Annotated in this window: 15 protein-coding genes and 3 pseudogenes; 16 read left to right on the top strand and 2 right to left on the bottom strand. The window is 46.9% G+C overall.

Annotated features, from left to right (window positions below; translation table 11 throughout):
• Positions 1-2: 2 nt before the first annotated feature.
• Positions 3-578, top strand: coding sequence for a class I SAM-dependent methyltransferase (locus JD108_RS20305; RefSeq protein WP_198827731.1), 576 nt, complete (start codon positions 3-5; stop codon positions 576-578).
• Positions 579-872: 294 nt separating this feature from the next.
• On the opposite strand, the pseudogene JD108_RS20300 reads toward JD108_RS20305, so the two are convergent.
• Positions 873-1,136, bottom strand: a pseudogene (locus tag JD108_RS20300) (bifunctional metallophosphatase/5'-nucleotidase); the annotation flags it as partial.
• A 392-nt stretch (positions 1,137-1,528) separates the two neighbouring features.
• Here JD108_RS20300 and JD108_RS20295 point away from each other — a divergent pair.
• The 13 genes and pseudogenes from JD108_RS20295 (at position 1,529) to JD108_RS20235 (ending at position 12,300) form a co-directional block, all read left to right on the top strand.
• Positions 1,529-2,209: a hypothetical protein gene (locus JD108_RS20295; RefSeq protein WP_198827730.1), complete on the top strand. Its 681-nt coding sequence runs from the start codon at positions 1,529-1,531 to the stop codon at positions 2,207-2,209.
• Positions 2,202-2,924, top strand: a complete 723-nt coding sequence (locus JD108_RS20290; RefSeq protein ID WP_198827729.1) for a cytochrome c biogenesis CcdA family protein — start codon at positions 2,202-2,204, stop codon at positions 2,922-2,924. The genes JD108_RS20295 and JD108_RS20290 overlap by 8 nt, the downstream gene beginning before the upstream one ends.
• An 18-nt stretch (positions 2,925-2,942) precedes the next feature.
• On the top strand, positions 2,943-3,500 hold the full coding sequence (locus JD108_RS20285) for a TlpA disulfide reductase family protein (RefSeq protein ID WP_198827728.1): 558 nt from the start codon (positions 2,943-2,945) through the stop codon (positions 3,498-3,500).
• Positions 3,501-3,520: 20 nt separating this feature from the next.
• Positions 3,521-4,159, top strand: coding sequence for a thioredoxin family protein (locus JD108_RS20280; RefSeq protein WP_198827727.1), 639 nt, complete (start codon positions 3,521-3,523; stop codon positions 4,157-4,159).
• Positions 4,160-4,521: 362 nt separating this feature from the next.
• A pseudogene (locus JD108_RS20275) lies at positions 4,522-5,474 on the top strand (ISLre2 family transposase); the annotation flags it as partial.
• 343 nt (positions 5,475-5,817) lie between these two features.
• Positions 5,818-6,123 carry a type II toxin-antitoxin system RelB/DinJ family antitoxin gene (locus JD108_RS20270; RefSeq protein ID WP_198827726.1) on the top strand — a complete coding sequence of 102 codons (306 nt, stop codon included), beginning with the start codon at positions 5,818-5,820 and terminating at the stop codon, positions 6,121-6,123.
• Positions 6,120-6,440 (top strand): type II toxin-antitoxin system RelE/ParE family toxin, encoded by a 321-nt coding sequence (locus tag JD108_RS20265; protein WP_198827725.1) that lies wholly within the window; start codon positions 6,120-6,122, stop codon positions 6,438-6,440. Before JD108_RS20270 ends, JD108_RS20265 begins: the two co-directional genes overlap by 4 nt.
• A 3-nt stretch (positions 6,441-6,443) precedes the next feature.
• Entirely contained in the window at positions 6,444-6,863 is a 420-nt protein-coding gene (locus tag JD108_RS20260; RefSeq protein ID WP_198830236.1) for a hypothetical protein, read from the top strand.
• A 16-nt stretch (positions 6,864-6,879) separates the two neighbouring features.
• Positions 6,880-9,255, top strand: a complete 2,376-nt coding sequence (locus JD108_RS20255) for an Ig-like domain-containing domain (RefSeq protein WP_198827724.1) — start codon at positions 6,880-6,882, stop codon at positions 9,253-9,255.
• A gap of 204 nt (positions 9,256-9,459) precedes the next feature.
• Entirely contained in the window at positions 9,460-9,618 is a 159-nt protein-coding gene (gene tnpA / locus JD108_RS22485) for an IS66 family insertion sequence element accessory protein TnpA (protein ID WP_228728229.1), read from the top strand.
• Positions 9,619-9,804: 186 nt separating this feature from the next.
• Positions 9,805-10,077, top strand: coding sequence for an IS66 family insertion sequence element accessory protein TnpB (tnpB, locus tag JD108_RS20245; protein ID WP_198827723.1), 273 nt, complete (start codon positions 9,805-9,807; stop codon positions 10,075-10,077).
• A gap of 347 nt (positions 10,078-10,424) precedes the next feature.
• A complete protein-coding gene (locus JD108_RS20240; protein WP_198827722.1) occupies positions 10,425-11,342 on the top strand; it encodes an Rpn family recombination-promoting nuclease/putative transposase in 918 nt (305 codons plus the stop codon).
• 82 nt (positions 11,343-11,424) lie between these two features.
• Positions 11,425-12,300, top strand: coding sequence for a tyrosine-type recombinase/integrase (locus tag JD108_RS20235; protein ID WP_198827721.1), 876 nt, complete (start codon positions 11,425-11,427; stop codon positions 12,298-12,300).
• A 285-nt stretch (positions 12,301-12,585) separates the two neighbouring features.
• On the opposite strand, the gene istA is transcribed toward JD108_RS20235, so the two are convergent.
• A complete protein-coding gene (istA, locus tag JD108_RS20230; RefSeq protein WP_198827720.1) occupies positions 12,586-14,022 on the bottom strand; it encodes an IS21 family transposase in 1,437 nt (478 codons plus the stop codon).
• A gap of 262 nt (positions 14,023-14,284) precedes the next feature.
• On the opposite strand from istA, the pseudogene JD108_RS22895 reads away from it, so the two are divergent.
• Both JD108_RS22895 and JD108_RS20220 read left to right on the top strand, forming a co-directional pair.
• Positions 14,285-14,407 (top strand): annotated as a pseudogene (locus tag JD108_RS22895) (nucleotidyltransferase domain-containing protein); the annotation flags it as partial.
• A 442-nt stretch (positions 14,408-14,849) separates the two neighbouring features.
• Positions 14,850-15,077, top strand: coding sequence for a hypothetical protein (locus JD108_RS20220; RefSeq protein WP_198827719.1), 228 nt, complete (start codon positions 14,850-14,852; stop codon positions 15,075-15,077).
• The last annotated feature ends 92 nt before the right edge of the window (positions 15,078-15,169 follow it).

Below are 15,169 nucleotides of genomic sequence, written 5' to 3'. Positions count from 1 at the left end.
ACATGACAGAACGCCGATTTAAACCTGAACATATGAAGAAACTGGACAACCCGGAACGGCGTAAATTGCTGCCACCACACAAGCTATTGGAGTTGCTGGAAATCCAAGATAACGACATTCTGATTGATTTGGGCGCAGGTACCGGGTACTTTACCATACCGGCGGCAAGTCTCACCCGGAACAAAGTCTACGCCTTGGACGTGGAACCGCAAATGTTGCAATATTTGGGGAAACGTGTGGAGGAGCAAAAACTTGACAATGTCGAGTTAATTGAAGGAGCCATTGAGCATATTCCCTTGACAGGACAAATCGCCGACCATGTGATCGCTTCATTCGTCTTACACGAAGTAGAACCTTTGGAAAAAGGACTCCAAGAAATGAGCAGAGTGCTAAAGCCGGGTGGAAAAGTATTATGTATCGAATGGGAGAAAAAACAAACGGTACAAGGTCCTCCTCTCCATCATCGAATACAATCCAATGAACTGGCAAAAGCATTTGATGAGAATGGCCTCCTGGTTGAAAAACTGACCTATCCTTCCGATCAGCACTATCTTATTGTTGCAAGAAAAACGAAATAAGGGAAAAAATCATGGAGGATAATGACTACGGGTAGGCATATGATCCAAAAGCCTAGAAAGGCTGCCGGTCCGTCGGTTGCATGCCGCTGCGGTTGGTGAACAACTGACGTCCTCCATTCATGAAGTTGCCCAACATGCCGCTACTGTAGCCGATCAAACCTCTGAAGCCGTTCGCAATTCGTTCAGGTAGGATTTTTGAGTCTAACATTCATCATTTTGCCAAAACTGATCTCTAACGGCATGCGTTTCGCAAGGCATCATGCCAGAGGTTGCCTGTGCTTGTGCACATAACCGCTAAATACTGAAAATGCGGGGCGTATCATGAATTTCAATGGTTTGATGGGCCTGAAAAAAGTGCCTGATCGCATCATGGGCATGAATTCCTGAATGTTTCTTGACAGACTGATATTGCCCAAGGATTTGTTCGCCGGCACTGACAATTCGGTATATGGCATCCGGTTTAAGCGGTTTATTTTGAACGAGAAAATGTTCGATTCGCCGTCCTTTGGGGTTATATGGTTTATAAGCCATGATGACACCGGAAGTTCGCAATACATATCCGCCTTTCTGCTGAAACGGGTCCGTGGAAAAGACTTGACGAAATCAATGCTATCGATTACCCCAAGGATGAAGCCTGCCCCATCTTTAATCGCTTGTCTGACAAAGTCCGAGCAATCGAGAGTCCGGTTATCGGAGCGACAGGAACCAAATTCGAAAGGCGCCCCCAAATATTTCATACTGGCTTCAGTCACGTTTTTGGCTGTTCCGGCAGCGGTTTGCGCAGTTTCGCCGGAAAAGTAACCCCCCCACGGATATGTACCGGCTCTGCGTAGTGACATAACCGGTTTGTCCCCGGTGATCTTTGATTTTGTACGAATTAGGGGTTTACCCATAGCTTAATCATTTCTTTAAAAAGGAACGTTATCCTCATCTACAAAGGGGGTGGGGGGGTGCACAGCATTCAAATCGGTTCTTTTGTCTTGAACGGACAATTGATTTTGTATTTCAGTTTTGGGGCGGCGGGCTGGTTGATGTTACAATATCGGCTCCGAAACATGCCGGAGCGGGGGTTGATCTTGTCCTGCGTATCCAACGCATTCTGGCTGTGGCTGATCGTCTGGAAAGCGAGCTACCTGCTCTTTCATCCGGTTGAAGTCATCCAACAGCCTGTTTCTTTCATCTATTTCGATGGCGGGGAACGTGGGAAATGGATGGCAAGCCTGGTTGCCGTGACCTATATTTGGCTGAAGGCTTCGAAGCAGAACGTTCCTTTAAAAATGTGGGTGGACATTTTAATAACGTATGCCTTTGCGGGTTGGTCGGCCTGCCAAGTGTTGTTATTCATGATCGGGGAGGAGCCGGCCTGGTTTCATGCGGCAAGCGCCGGATTATCCGCGGTTCTTTTCATGTCCTTCTCGTTTTCTTCAAGAGGATCCGATTCTCCGGAAGGAATTGTATATGCCATTTGGTTCTCGATTGGTCATGTGATGCTATGGTTTCTGGTCCCCGATCGTTCGATGTGGCTTTTGTCCTTCAACAAACAGCAGTTGATTTTTCTGCTCGTTGCCACGGGTTTGACCGGATGGGCCTGGTTGGACGAGAAGGTGAAAAAAGGAGGTTCTCATGGATAATATTTCGGTTTTCGCAGCCTTTGCCGCGGGGATGCTATCCTTTTTATCCCCTTGCGTCTTTCCGCTCATCCCCGCTTACGTTTCCCATTTGACGGGCTCGTCCTTTCAAGATGGCAAACTGGTCGTGCATCGGGGGAAACTGATTGTTCAGTCTCTTAGTTTTATTGTGGGTTTTAGTCTCGTTTTCATCGCGATGGGGGCTTCGGCAAGCTTTATTGGCCGCTTCTTTGCCCAGGAACGCGATTTGATCCAAAAAATAAGCGGTCTGTTGATTATTGTGTTTGGTCTGCAAATGGCCGGATTATTAAATCTCCGGCTGTTGATGTCCGGTAAAACATGGGAAATCAAAACGAACAGGAGCCGCGGCGCAATCCGTTCGCTACTTACCGGTGTGGCTTTTAGCGCCGGCTGGAGCCCCTGTGTAGGGTTGGCGTTGTCATCCATTTTGCTTCTGGCCGGGTCTGCCGAAACGCTGTGGAACGGGATTGGGTTGTTGGCCGTGTATTCGCTCGGGTTGGGTGTTCCGTTTTTACTGATTTCATGGTTGCTGACGTATTCGCTGCAGTTCATGAAAAAAATGAACAGATGGATCCCTCTTCTGTCCAAACTGAATGGCTGGCTGCTCATCGGGCTGGGGTTTCTGTTGTTTACCGGGCAATTGCAGAAGATCAGCGCCTGGTTATCCCAATATACGTTTTGGGAGATCAACTTTTAACGAGTGGAGATGAAACGGATGAAAAAAAGCATGATCGCTGTTCTGGTTTTGATAGGGCTCGTCGTTTATGGCGGATATGATTATTTTCACAAGTCTTCTTCAGAAACCGGAAAAATTGCGGAATCGGGGGAAGCAAACCTGGAGACGGGCATTCTGAAGGGGCAGCTTGCGCCGGACTTTGCGCTTACGGATTTGCAGGGGAACACGGTTCACCTGTCTGATTTTAAGGGCAAGAAAGTGCTGGTCAATTTTTGGGCGACATGGTGTCCGCCGTGTCGGGTGGAAATGCCCCATATGCAAAAATTTTATGAGGATTACCAATCGAAAGACGTTGTGATTTTGGGTGTTAACCTGACACCTACCGAGGAAAATCCGGATAACGTACAAGCATTTGTGAAAGAGCAACAGCTCACGTTCCCCATCGTTCTGGACAAGGAAGGAGAAGTCATGCAAACCTATCAGGTTGTCGCCTATCCCACGACATTCTTGCTGGACTCGGACGGAGTGATTCGGGAAAAGTTTCAGGGCGCGATTAATTACGACATGATGAAAGAAGCTGTTTCCAATATCAAATAAGACGGGAGAGGTTATGCCGCATGAGTCAATCGGTTAAAAAATTGATTTTGTTTACACTATCCGCTTGTCCGATGGGCCGCTCCATGAATACGGTCATCGGAGAATTGCTTGCCTGCAAAAAAGAGCTTGCATATGAAGTCGTCTATGTGGATGTTGACCATGAAACGACCAATCGATATCGCATTAAGATGAATCCCACCACGCTCTTTTTGGATGACAGCGGCGTTGAATTGTACCGTATTGAAGGTTTTAAAGAAACGGAAGAGGTATGGAACATAGAAGAAGGATCGCTGCGATCGGAAGCGCCGCGGGAAGAAAACCGGGAGACTACCGAAACTTACACGATCTATTTGTTCCAAAACGGCAACGCCGTTCCGGTGGAGACAACGGTGATCAACAAGACTTCCGTTAAAGCGCCAAGAATCACAGCGATTAAACAATTGTTGCGCACCCGGCCTGAAGGATTTGACAATCCGTTTCCGGCAGACACTTCGCTTGAGCGGGTTTCCTTTCATCATAATTCTTGCATCGTAACGCTCCGTTCGACAAATAAAGTGAGCATGGAAGAAACCGATCGAATGAAGACGTTGCTCGCTCATACTTTGGCGGTCTACGGCATCTCCGAAATCAAATTGGAGTGGATGAAGCCGTCCAATTAGCCAACCACGAAGCAAAGAAGGGAGAGGGAAGCCCATTGTAATAATCTTGCCCATCGTTATAACGATCGTAATGTAATCTATTATTGTAAGTAGATTATTGGAATCCTGATGGACGATGGGGACGATTCAGACGGAAGAGAGGCTGGACTCAATGTGGGAGGGATATCAGATTTCACAGGCCGAAGAAAACTTGACAGTCTTGGCTTGACTCATAGTGGGACATAAGGTATGAGTAAAATGTTCGTGGGCAAACAGAAAAGAAATTGAAGAAAAATCAGTAGGAGGGTATAGAAAAGGGCTTCTCTTCTTGGTAAAGTGTAAATCGCCAAAAAACCAACACAAACCAAGGAGGAGAAACCCCTATGCGTCAGTGTAACACGGAATTTCCGACAATGAAAGAGCTTGAAACCCTGTTATTTCGGAAGTTACAGGAACAATTTGCAGCAGGTATGGGCACGCATGCTGGAATTGCTGGACGAGTATCTGATGCATCAACGGGATCATACTCGATTTCGCTTGAAGGATCAGCGAGAAGTGCAGATCGACACGCTCTTTGGTACGGTTCGATTCAAACGGCGATTGTATCAGGATCGAGTGAAGGGTCAGCATGTGTTTTTGTTGGACCACATGCTGGCTTTTGACGGGCGGGAGAAGCTCAGCCCGTTTTTGGAAGAGGTAGCGATCGAGTTTGCCAGCCAAGGTCCCTCGTACCGGGACAGCGCCAACCGCCTGGAAGCGTTGCTGGGATATCGGGCATTAAGCCATGAGGCAATCCGAGACAAATTGATAACTCGAATGGAGCAGGGGGCAACCGTGTTGCCGGAGGCGACCCGAAGGTCGGTTCGCTTGCTGTTTGTGGAAGTGGATGGACTCTACACAAGCTTGCAACGACAACGCCAACGGGGGATGGAAAATCGAATCGCGGTCGTACATGAGGGATGGGAACAAGAGGGAGGCCGAGTGCGTCTTAGGTCAAACGACATTACCTGCATACAAGGAAGGGAGACTTCTGGGAAGGGTTTGGCGACTTTCTCGTTCGTCATTATGACATGGATGAAAACACGTGGCTGGTGGTCAATGGGGATGGAGTCGAATGGATCGGAGGATGCGAATCATACTTTCACCGCTGTATTTACACACTGGATCGCTTTCATGTGGCGCGAGAATTGCGCCGATTCCTGGGTCAGCTGCCAGAGACGTGGCCAACCGTACAAATCGTTGGCATCCTTTGATACAGATACCTTGCTTTACAACAGTAGAATCCGCTCCAGAGGAAAAGATTGGGGAGGAGCACCGAAACGAGTGGCGCAAATACGTGACATGAGGGACGGCGTTAGGCGGTCAGACTAAAGAGGAAGTGAAGGATTGCTGCGGGATGTCAAAGAACAGGCAAAAGGCTATATAAACGGGATAATCCGCCTGTTGCACGGGCCATATCAAAGCAGCCCTACCGGGCTGGCCTTAAAAGCCCTTCGCGGATGAAGCAAAAAACGAGTGGAAACAAGGAGTCAGCGTAAAATAAAACGCTTTCAAGAGAAGGGAACCACAGTGAAGTAAAAAAAGGTGTCCGCAATAGCTTGACTCAACCTAAATTTGCGAAACGCATGCATATCGCAATACAATCGGGTATAATATATTGCAGAAGGAGGCGTTTTGAAATGGCAAGAACAGCTAATATATTTGCCCGTGTTGAGCCTGAAATTAAGGAACAGGCCGAAAAGGTGCTTGAGCAGCTGGGCATTCCCATGTCTAACGCAATCGGGCTTTTTCTGCGTCAGGTTGTGCTTCAGCGCGGAATTCCGTTTGATATGAAGCTTCCTCAAAATAAGCCTTTGTCTATTGAAGAGCTCAGCGAGGAACAGTTTAATGCGGAAATTGAGAAAGGCATGGCTGATTTAAACAGCGGGAAGGTTGTCACGGCGGAAAAGGTTTTTGACAGGATAAACAAGGATTACGGGCTATGAGCGCTTGGAAAGTGGTTTATACCGAGCGGGCGGAAAACGACCTGCGCGGAATTTACGAATACATCGCTTACTCCCTGCTTGAGTCTGAAATTGCAAGAAAGCAGACGAAACGTATTATGGAAGCTGCGGCAAAACTAAATGAAATGCCTTTCCGCTGCCGCCTGTATGAAAAGGAACCGTGGCACAGTAAGGGGCTTCGGGTTTTGCCGGTTGATAACTACCTGGTATTTTATCTGCCCATTGAAGATCGGGAAACTGTTGCAATCATCCGTATTATGTACGGCGGGCGGAATATTGAGAAGCAATTGAGTAAATAGGGCTTGCTGAACGATTCTTTACATGGCACAAATGGACAAAAAATCTGTCGAACGGAATCCAAACAGCCGTCTGATGTATCGGACAAAAAGATCCCGCAGCCTGCGCTCGAGGTTCATCACCAGGAGTTGAAGTGCGATGACGGTTTCGCTCGTTTTCACAAGGCATGCTCGAATACGGTCAAGCCCCCTTGTGATTGCTCGATTTTTCATTCGTTCAGCAAGCCCGAATTACCGGCACGCATCTTCAATCATACAACCGGACGTAATACTCGCGGCTACAACATGCTCACGCTCGGATGGTCGGACGGTTTCAGCTTCGCGCCCATTGATTTCTTCATGCTCAGCTTACAGCTTGTTTTCAAATATGCTTGTTTTTTTATTGCAAGTAATGAAATTACGAGCCGCATATGCTTAGGCTTTTAGCGGGTTTCCGTATATTGTGACGTTAAGTGCTATTAACGCGACTCAAATTCAAGTTGTATTTAACAAAGCAGTTGATAAGAGCACAGCTGAAGATGAAAGCAACTATGAACTGAATGGAACAGCTGTTACTGCATCTGGACTCTTTGGTGGGGCTGGTACGACTGCTACTTTGCAAGCAGACGGAAAAACTGTAATCATCGAAGCAGGAACAACTGCACTCAAGAAAAACGTATCCTTCACTCTGACTGTAAAAAATGTTCAGGATACTAATTACCAAGAAGTAGAAGAGTTTAGCAAAGTGATTACAGGTGCCGACACTACAGCACCAGCAATCGATGCGGTTGAAGCAGCTGCTGGTGCCAATGGCACGCAATCTGTAACTGTAAAATTCAATGAACCCGTACACCTTGGACTGGGTAGCGCAGTTTACTCCATTGATGGTGTAGCAGCTGCCGGTGCTATCAACGGAAGTGACAACAGCAAGGTTGATCTTACAACTACACAAGTACTTGAAGCTGGAAAAACTTATACTGTAGTTGTGTCAGGTATTAGCGATGGAGAAAACCAAGCAACTGTTCTCACTAAGACTTTCACAGTAGCAGGCGATGTTGATGCACCAGCTGTAGTAGAAGTAAAGCAAAAGTACAACTCTATTGCAGTTAAGTTCGACAAAGAAATTTCCGCTACTGCACTCGCCGCTTTGACTGCTGGTGCAACTGATGACTTCTCTGTTGTGAAAATGGGAGATGCTACTCAGTACGCTACTGCAATTGGCCTTGATCCAGAGGATGCATCCGGAAAAACTGTACTGGTAGATTTGAGTGTACCAGGTGTTTACGGTAACTCTTCCTCTACATCAGTAAGCTTTACTCTGAAAAATGTTGAGGATGTTAATGGAAACAAAATGGCTGACTATACAGCCTCTGTAAATCTGGTTAAAGATGAAGTTAAACCAACCTTGGTTTCTTCTAAACTCAACACTTCCAACAATCAAGAAATTATTCTTGAGTTTAGTGAACCAGTAACAGATCCAAATATGGTGGCAAACCTGCAAATCATCAGCAAAAAATATGCATCTGATGTAAGTGCAACTTATATTGGAGGCGCTGGTGCTGGAGCCGACGTATTGGTTAAAGCTGACGGAACTCCAACTGTTCTTACGCAATCCAAATTTGTAAAAGTAACACTGACTGCACCTTTGGCAGAAGGTTCTTATGAAATTACAATCCCTGCTAATGCGACTGCTGACGTAGTGGGTAACGTTCAAAACACCGCTCAGAAGTTTACAGTTAATGTTTCTGCATCTGCAGATACTGATAAACCTACCGTAGCGAGTGTAACAGCTGCCGTAAGTGCTGCTAACAAAAACGAAATTGTGGTAACCTTTAGTGAAAAGGTAACTTTGGCGGATGCAACAAATCTTAACAATTATTTGTTGAATGGTGCTGCATTGCCTGCAGGAACAATCATCTTGAATACAACTGCTACACCTGCAAATCAAACCGAATTCACTATTATCCTGCCACGTGACGCAGTTTCCGCTGACACTACTACTGCTACTCTGACTATCACTGGCGTGAAAGATGCTGCTGGAAACGTAATGAATCAACATCTGGAACCTGGTATTGCTCTTGACGATACCAAGCAACCAACACTGGTAAGTGCTAAGGCAACTGCAAAGGATACTTTGGTAATTACATTCAGTGAAGATGTTAATGTTGCTGACCAAGCTGGAAATGATGTTGTAATCACGGATGGTACTAACACTGTGAATATCGACCTTGGCGCGGTAACAGTAACAGATGTTAACAAGGTAGTTACAATCACAGATGCTTCAATTGACATGACAGATATTGACTTCAGCAAAGCTGAACTGTCGATCGTTGCAGATGCATTCGAAGATGAGAACAACAATACAAATGGAATTGCTGCTGTTAGCAAAGCAAAAGTTGAAGACAAATTTGCTCAAGCCTTCGATGCAATTGCTTTGACAGACCAAGGTGCTACAGGTAACGGTGCATCCTTGGGTATTGAACTGGATGATACTTCTATCAACCGTGCAAGTGATAAGCTCTCCAAAGTTTACATCTACATTTCCAAGTCCACAGGGGCTGGAGACGACCTGGCTACGGTTAAGGATGTAGAAGACTCCGGTCTGAATCCTGTAATTACTATCACGGCGAGCAACGTATCGCAATACATTGGTGGGGCGAAAGTATTGCCAGCAACCGTAACCAAATTGTCGGACGGAAGTAGCATTGCCACAGTATTCAACGGCGGAAATGAAGGCGATGCAGTTGACATCTACGTTATCACTGAAGACGTTTACGGCAATAAAGCGATTCTGGTGGATACAGAATTCGATGCTGATATAATTGATATCAGCAACTAATTAGTTTCGTAGCCACTTATCAAATGTCGAGAGAGTCTATCCCATTCGGGGTAGACTCTTTTTTTCAATTGAACTAGCTGAAAAAACTCAGAAGCTCACAGAATATTTAATAGTTTCAAAGTAAGCGTCAAATCCAGCACACCTACGAATCAGAAATGTCCCGTGAGATAATCTTCCTCAGAAAGATACGAGGAGGATTTTTTTATGACGCAAGCGGAGCTTCGAGAGGTATGGAGCACCCGAATCAATGACTACCGGGCTAGTGGAGAGCGCGTCGCGACCTGGTGCGAACGTCATCAGGTTACGCCTCGCCAGCTTTGGTATTGGATGCGGAAATTGAAAGGGGAAGATGAGCAAAAATAAGCAACCAACAAACCGCAGTGGGTTCCGCTTCAAGTGGATGAATCGACATCAGACGGAGCATCGCCCTTGCTTGTCAAAGTCGGTTCGGCCAGCATTGAGGTTAGACCAGGCTTCGACCCACCCCTTCTTGCCGATGTTGTCAAGGCGCTAAAAGCCTTATGCTGAGCGAAATTCAGGTGGATCGGGTTGTACCTCGCCTGCGGCAGCACGGATATGCGCAAGTCCATTGACGGGCTCGCTGCTCTGATCAAGAATGGATTTGATCTCGATCCATTTTCCCCTGCCCTGTTTGTCTTTTGCAATCGGCAACGAGACAAACTGAAAATCCTGTATGGGGAGCATAACGGATTCTGGCTCTACTACCGTCGGCGGGAGCGTGGAACGTTCCGGTGGCCGACAGATGAAAATGCTGCGCCGCTCAACATTACCCGCCGCCAGTTGCGATGGCTGCACGAATGAGTCAATCAGACTCACTGTAAAATTTTTTCGATTCTCACTGAAAAAGCTAAGAATATCTGATCAGAGAGCAGCAATTCAGAGAAGTCAATCAAAGTGCTCGTTTCACCTTCCTGAACTCTCGCTGAAGAATATAAAAACTGTAGCGAGTCCAGCGAGTTCTCCTCCATTAACCATTTCTTTCTGTACCTCACTCCCCTCTCCACTCCAAAAATCGGATCGAATCCATTTTCAGACATTTAATATTATCTTAGATGAGACAGAAAGGAGGCATTGACTGGAGTGTCTGAAAAGCGTTCCGGTGGTATAATGGTAGTACAGACAATGAACGGGCAAGGGAGGGTGATGGCGTGACGAGACGCATGGATTTGAAGGTGGACTACGCGTTCAAGCTGCTGTTCGGCACGCAGGAAAACGAACCGATCCTGCGAGCGATGCTCAACGCGCTTCTGAAGCTGCCCAAGGACGACCGGATTGCATCCCTTACCATTCTCAACTCGGAATTGTTGCGGGAGTATGAGACGGACAAACAATCCGTTTTGGACATCTACGCCCGGACGGAAAAGGATGAGTACATCAACATCGAGATTCAGCTGGCCGACAAGTACGACATGAAGAAGCGGACGCTCTACTACTGGTCGCGCATCTACTCCTCGCAACTGAAAAAGGGCAGTATATCCTACGGCGAGATGAAAAAGACCATTACCATCAATATCCTGGACTTTGACCTGCTGCAGGAAACGGATCGGTACCACTCCACGTTCCGTCTGTACGAGGACGAGGAGAAGTTTTTGTTGACAGACGTGCTGGAAGTTCATTTCGTGGAGATGCCGAAGCTGCTGAGACTGTGGGAGCAGCAAGCCGTCAACCTCGAAGAGAACGAAAAAGAGAGATGGCTGCTGATTCTGGAGGCAGACGATCGTGAAGACATTCGCAGAGAATTGGAGGCGATTGCGATGAAAGATCCGGTGATGAAAAAGGCGTTTGACCAGTGGGAAGATTTGAGCCGAGACGAGAAAACATGGATTGAGTACGAGACGAGGAAAAAGGCGATTCACGACGAACTGTCCGCTGCGAGGGAGGCTGAGATTCGGCAGCAACGTGCCAGAGAAGAGGGCTTGGCGGAAGGTCGAACGGAAGGCGAGCGGCAAAAGGCAACGGAAGTTGCCAAAAATCTGCTAGCGATGGACATGACTGTTGAAGTGGTTGCAAAAGCAACGGGTTTGTCACTTGAGGAAATCGAAAAACTGAAAAAGCAGCTTCACTGATCGAAGCTCAGCACAAATTTCATACGTCCCTGTGTCCAAATAATGGATGCAGGGTCTTTTTGTATTCCAGGAGGTGTTTCCATTGGACGTGATTCAGCAGTTCGAAGAGTACCTAGTGGAGAACGGGATCGCGCCGAAAACGATCGAATCCTACGTGGGCGACGTCAGGGCGTTTTGTGCGTTCCTAAGAGAAATGGGAGTGGATCAGCCGACCGATCTCAAGCGCTTCTACGTCTCCAGCTACAAGAGCAGGCTTACGGACAGCAAGTACGCGGTGGCTACCATCAACAAGAAGATCAACTCCTTGCAGGCGTTCAACCTCTTCCTGATCGAGCGCAAGCTGACGACTGAGCAAGTCGTCACGCTGCGCAAAGACAGGATCAAGGTGGCAGCCGGAAGCGAGGGAGAAGTCGAGGTGTTCAGCGAGCAGGAAGTCAATCAGCTTCTGTTTTTCGTCCAGGACAGGACGAAGGTCACTTTGCGGAACCATCTCATCGTTTGGCTGCTTTTGTACACGGGCGTTCGGGTGAGCGAACTGTGCGGCATCCGGCTCGGTGACATCGACTACCTAACCAACACGCTGAGAGTGACGGGCAAAGGAGGGAAGTACCGAGAAATTCCGCTTCGCCCCGATCTGGTTGATCTCATCAAGGAGTACGTCAGGACGGAACGGCAGCAGAGCAAGCATCGGGAGAGCCCGTTTCTTCTCGTCAGCCAGCGAGCGGAGAAGATGCACAAAGACGCGGTGAACACGATGCTGGAGGGCTTGGAAAAGCGCCTTGGCTTCCGCATCTACCCTCACAAGTTCCGGCACACCTTCTGCACGAGGCTGCTTCAGAAAAACGTCCCGCTGACGACGGTGAGCAAACTGGCCGGACACGCGCACATTCAGACGACCGCTCACTTCTACATCAACACGAGCAAAGAAGAAAAGGAACGTGCGGTGAATCTGCTTTAGGAAGGAGTAAATTCGTGAATTTGTATTTGGCAAGTAGAAAATGTACCGTTTGGCAATTAAAAATGCACACTTGCCAACCAGGGTATCATCGATTCATCAGTGAATCCTTATGACGAAAACTATCACGATTAAAAACAATCAAATGCGAATAGCAAGATTTCTTCCTTTGTAATGTTTCCATTCATATGAATACCGTGCCATTCTAGCTGCTTGCCAGATATATCCGGCAATTCTCCCGTATCCAACTTAATTTCAAACGCTTGGCATGCTCTTCAATGAGGCTTCTCACCGCTGCTCACCTCCTGGCATAATCATCAACCGATCATAATGAGAGAGGCCTCTGCTTGAATTTCTAGTTGATGGCACTGAAGGCGGAAGCGACAGTGTTTCTCGAATGCCTCGTCCATTCACAAGCTGATAATAGACGTGCTTGATGGATTCCGTGGTAGGATGTCCATGTTCGGATGCAATCCGTAGGGCTTGTAGAGATATGTCGAAATCCTGTTCCTTTAATATGACGGATAAAAGTTGGAGAGCATTCCGTTTCTCCTCGACTGTACATTCACCGAAAAAGGCTTTCCATTCCTCCGGCAATTGATCGTAGAATGAGCTGTATTTCAAAGCGGTTGGCCTCTTTGCCATCAAGGTCAGATAAGGTTGCCAGTCCATCGACTTCTTTGTCTCCCCATATAATCTGGGGTGGCGTACGATCACTTCATTTTCCTCGTTCAGAAGCGAGATCGTATCAAATGAGATCTTATCCGCTTTGACCTGCTCGAACCGAACGCATTCGTACGCTTTACCGGGCAGTGGGAGGAAGCGCTCCTTGTCTTCCAAATATAGTTCGGCAATCAGGGTATCCTTTTCATAGTGGCAACGTTTCCGATCCCCCAGGCTCCAATTCAGGGTCTTCTCATTCAAGACCGACAGGTCTTCATAGTGGATTTCCGGCAACAGATAGTTGTTTCGTATGTATTTGACCATCGCTTCCACGTGCCCTTTCTCGTTTCCGCTTCCCGGATTGCAGAATTCATATTGGAAGCCATAATGGGCAACAAAACGAGCGAATTCCTCTGTTACTTGCCGTTCCCCGTTTGGCAGCACTTTCTTCACCGCAGGTGACAGGTTATCGAAACGGATCGTATGCGGCACGCCTTCTAGAAAGGCGAACATGTTCGTCAGTCCTTGTAGAAAACACTCCCGGTTTTGGGAAGGGAACACTTGAAACAGGAATGAATTGCTGTAAGGGAATGAGAGGACGAGGAAGGGCAAGATGACCTCTTTTCCCCTGTGCTTAAAAGGAGCTTCCCCAAAATCTACCTGTGCTGTGCCGGCCTTCGCCTCTAACGGTAAGGCAGTGTCATTGCTCTCGTCCAATAAGGCGGCTTTCCTTTTCGCCACATAGGCACGAATCGTACGGTCAGAGCCTTGGAATCCATGTTCCGAAACGAGAAGAGTATAGATTCGCTTTGCGGTTCTTCTGAACTTCTTTTTCTTCCCCATATCTTCAAGTAGCCATTGATCAACGATTGGTTTAACCGGATCCATTACATTGGCTTTCCTTGTCTGTACAGACTTCACCTCCTGATTGAAATCCTCCATCTCCGAATACTTCTTGATTGTCCTGCGATCCATATTCATCTGTCTTGCAACAGAAGAGTAGGAGCGACCTTTTGTGTTTGTTTCATGTCTGATATAATTGACTTCAGCCATTGCTAACATCTCCTATATACCTCCCATGAACGTTATGCCCAACGGGGAGTGTATGTTTTTTAATAGATGTTGGCAAGTGGCTCTTTTTAATATGAGCATAAATTAGCTGCCATTTAGTACATTTAAATCATGCCATAAACAGTGAAGGAAGAAGAAGCAAGTCAAGTCATGGGAAAGACGGAGGAGGTATTTCGATGGCTGCAATCCCTGGGGAAGTGAAACGGGTTGTGGAGGAGTATGTCCGCAATATTAGTCAGTTGATTCTGTAAAAAAGGCAGTTCTGTTTGGTTCGTATGCCAAAGGTACGTTCGACGTTGGAAGTGATCTGGATCTGTCAATCTTCTCCGATTATTTTGATCAGATGGATCGAGTTGAGGGATCAAATTCTTGCTGAAATTCTCAAGACAGGCGTTGAAATCACTGTTTAAGGGAGCAACAATTCAGGGGCCGCCCCCTGCCGCGCTGCTCCCAACTCTAACGCCCCATGACGTCGGGAAGCAGTTGAACGTGGGTATCTTACCTAATATCGCGTGCAAAACGCAGAATTGGTGCAGAAATATACGGGAAGTTCGTTCGTCCACAGGGAATCACTTGACGTAACATTCCCAGCTACTATTGATGTTATCGAAAACTTGACTATTGAAGTGAAGGGTCACAAATATCAACAGGTTGCAGTAAAACCTGTAAACCTTGTAAAAGGTGAAACAGTTGCATACTATCCATTTGCTCTACCTGCAAAACTCTCTTCGTCGCCCTTCCATTTGCCAACACCCGTACATCCCTTGATGTTGGGATAAGAAAAAGGTGTTATAATACATCGAAACGGGGAATGGTTCATGTTGGAGAAGAACATGCCCGAAGTACGAGTCCCCGAGGAATTTCTTATTGTCATTGATCGTACTGGATACGGAAAATCCATTGATGAGAAGCTGAAATTGTCGTTATTTATTGGATTGTTCGTCGAAAAGGCAGTTACGCTGGAGAGAGCTACTGAATTTGCTGGACAACCGTTAGCCGATTTTATTGATATTTTGCGCTCAATTTTTGTGCAAAAGGGGCGATAGTTACGGTGAGAAATACCATACAGATTGATCCCAAAATGAGGAGAACAGTAAGATGTTCTCAATGCGAAAGTCAAAATATTCAAGAATTATTT

The organism is Brevibacillus composti, assembly GCF_016406105.1.
Classification (GTDB): Bacteria; Bacillota; Bacilli; order Brevibacillales; family Brevibacillaceae; genus Brevibacillus; species Brevibacillus composti.
Note: the sequence above shows the minus strand (reverse complement) of the source record. Positions and strands in the feature narration are given on the sequence as shown.

What these genes read in the sequence shown, in the direction of transcription:
- JD108_RS20305 (WP_198827731.1), top strand. Translation starts at nt 3, where the DNA reads ATGACAGAACGCCGATTTAAACCTGAACATATGAAGAAACTGGACAAC.
- JD108_RS20290 (WP_198827729.1), top strand. Translation starts at nt 2,202, where the DNA reads ATGGATAATATTTCGGTTTTCGCAGCCTTTGCCGCGGGGATGCTATCC.
- JD108_RS20285 (WP_198827728.1), top strand. Translation starts at nt 2,943, where the DNA reads ATGAAAAAAAGCATGATCGCTGTTCTGGTTTTGATAGGGCTCGTCGTT.
- JD108_RS20280 (WP_198827727.1), top strand. Translation starts at nt 3,521, where the DNA reads ATGAGTCAATCGGTTAAAAAATTGATTTTGTTTACACTATCCGCTTGT.
- JD108_RS20270 (WP_198827726.1), top strand. Translation starts at nt 5,818, where the DNA reads ATGGCAAGAACAGCTAATATATTTGCCCGTGTTGAGCCTGAAATTAAG.
- JD108_RS20265 (WP_198827725.1), top strand. Translation starts at nt 6,120, where the DNA reads ATGAGCGCTTGGAAAGTGGTTTATACCGAGCGGGCGGAAAACGACCTG.
- tnpA (WP_228728229.1), top strand. Translation starts at nt 9,460, where the DNA reads ATGACGCAAGCGGAGCTTCGAGAGGTATGGAGCACCCGAATCAATGAC.
- istA (WP_198827720.1), bottom strand. Translation starts at nt 14,022, where the DNA reads ATGTTAGCAATGGCTGAAGTCAATTATATCAGACATGAAACAAACACA.
- JD108_RS20220 (WP_198827719.1), top strand. Translation starts at nt 14,850, where the DNA reads ATGTTGGAGAAGAACATGCCCGAAGTACGAGTCCCCGAGGAATTTCTT.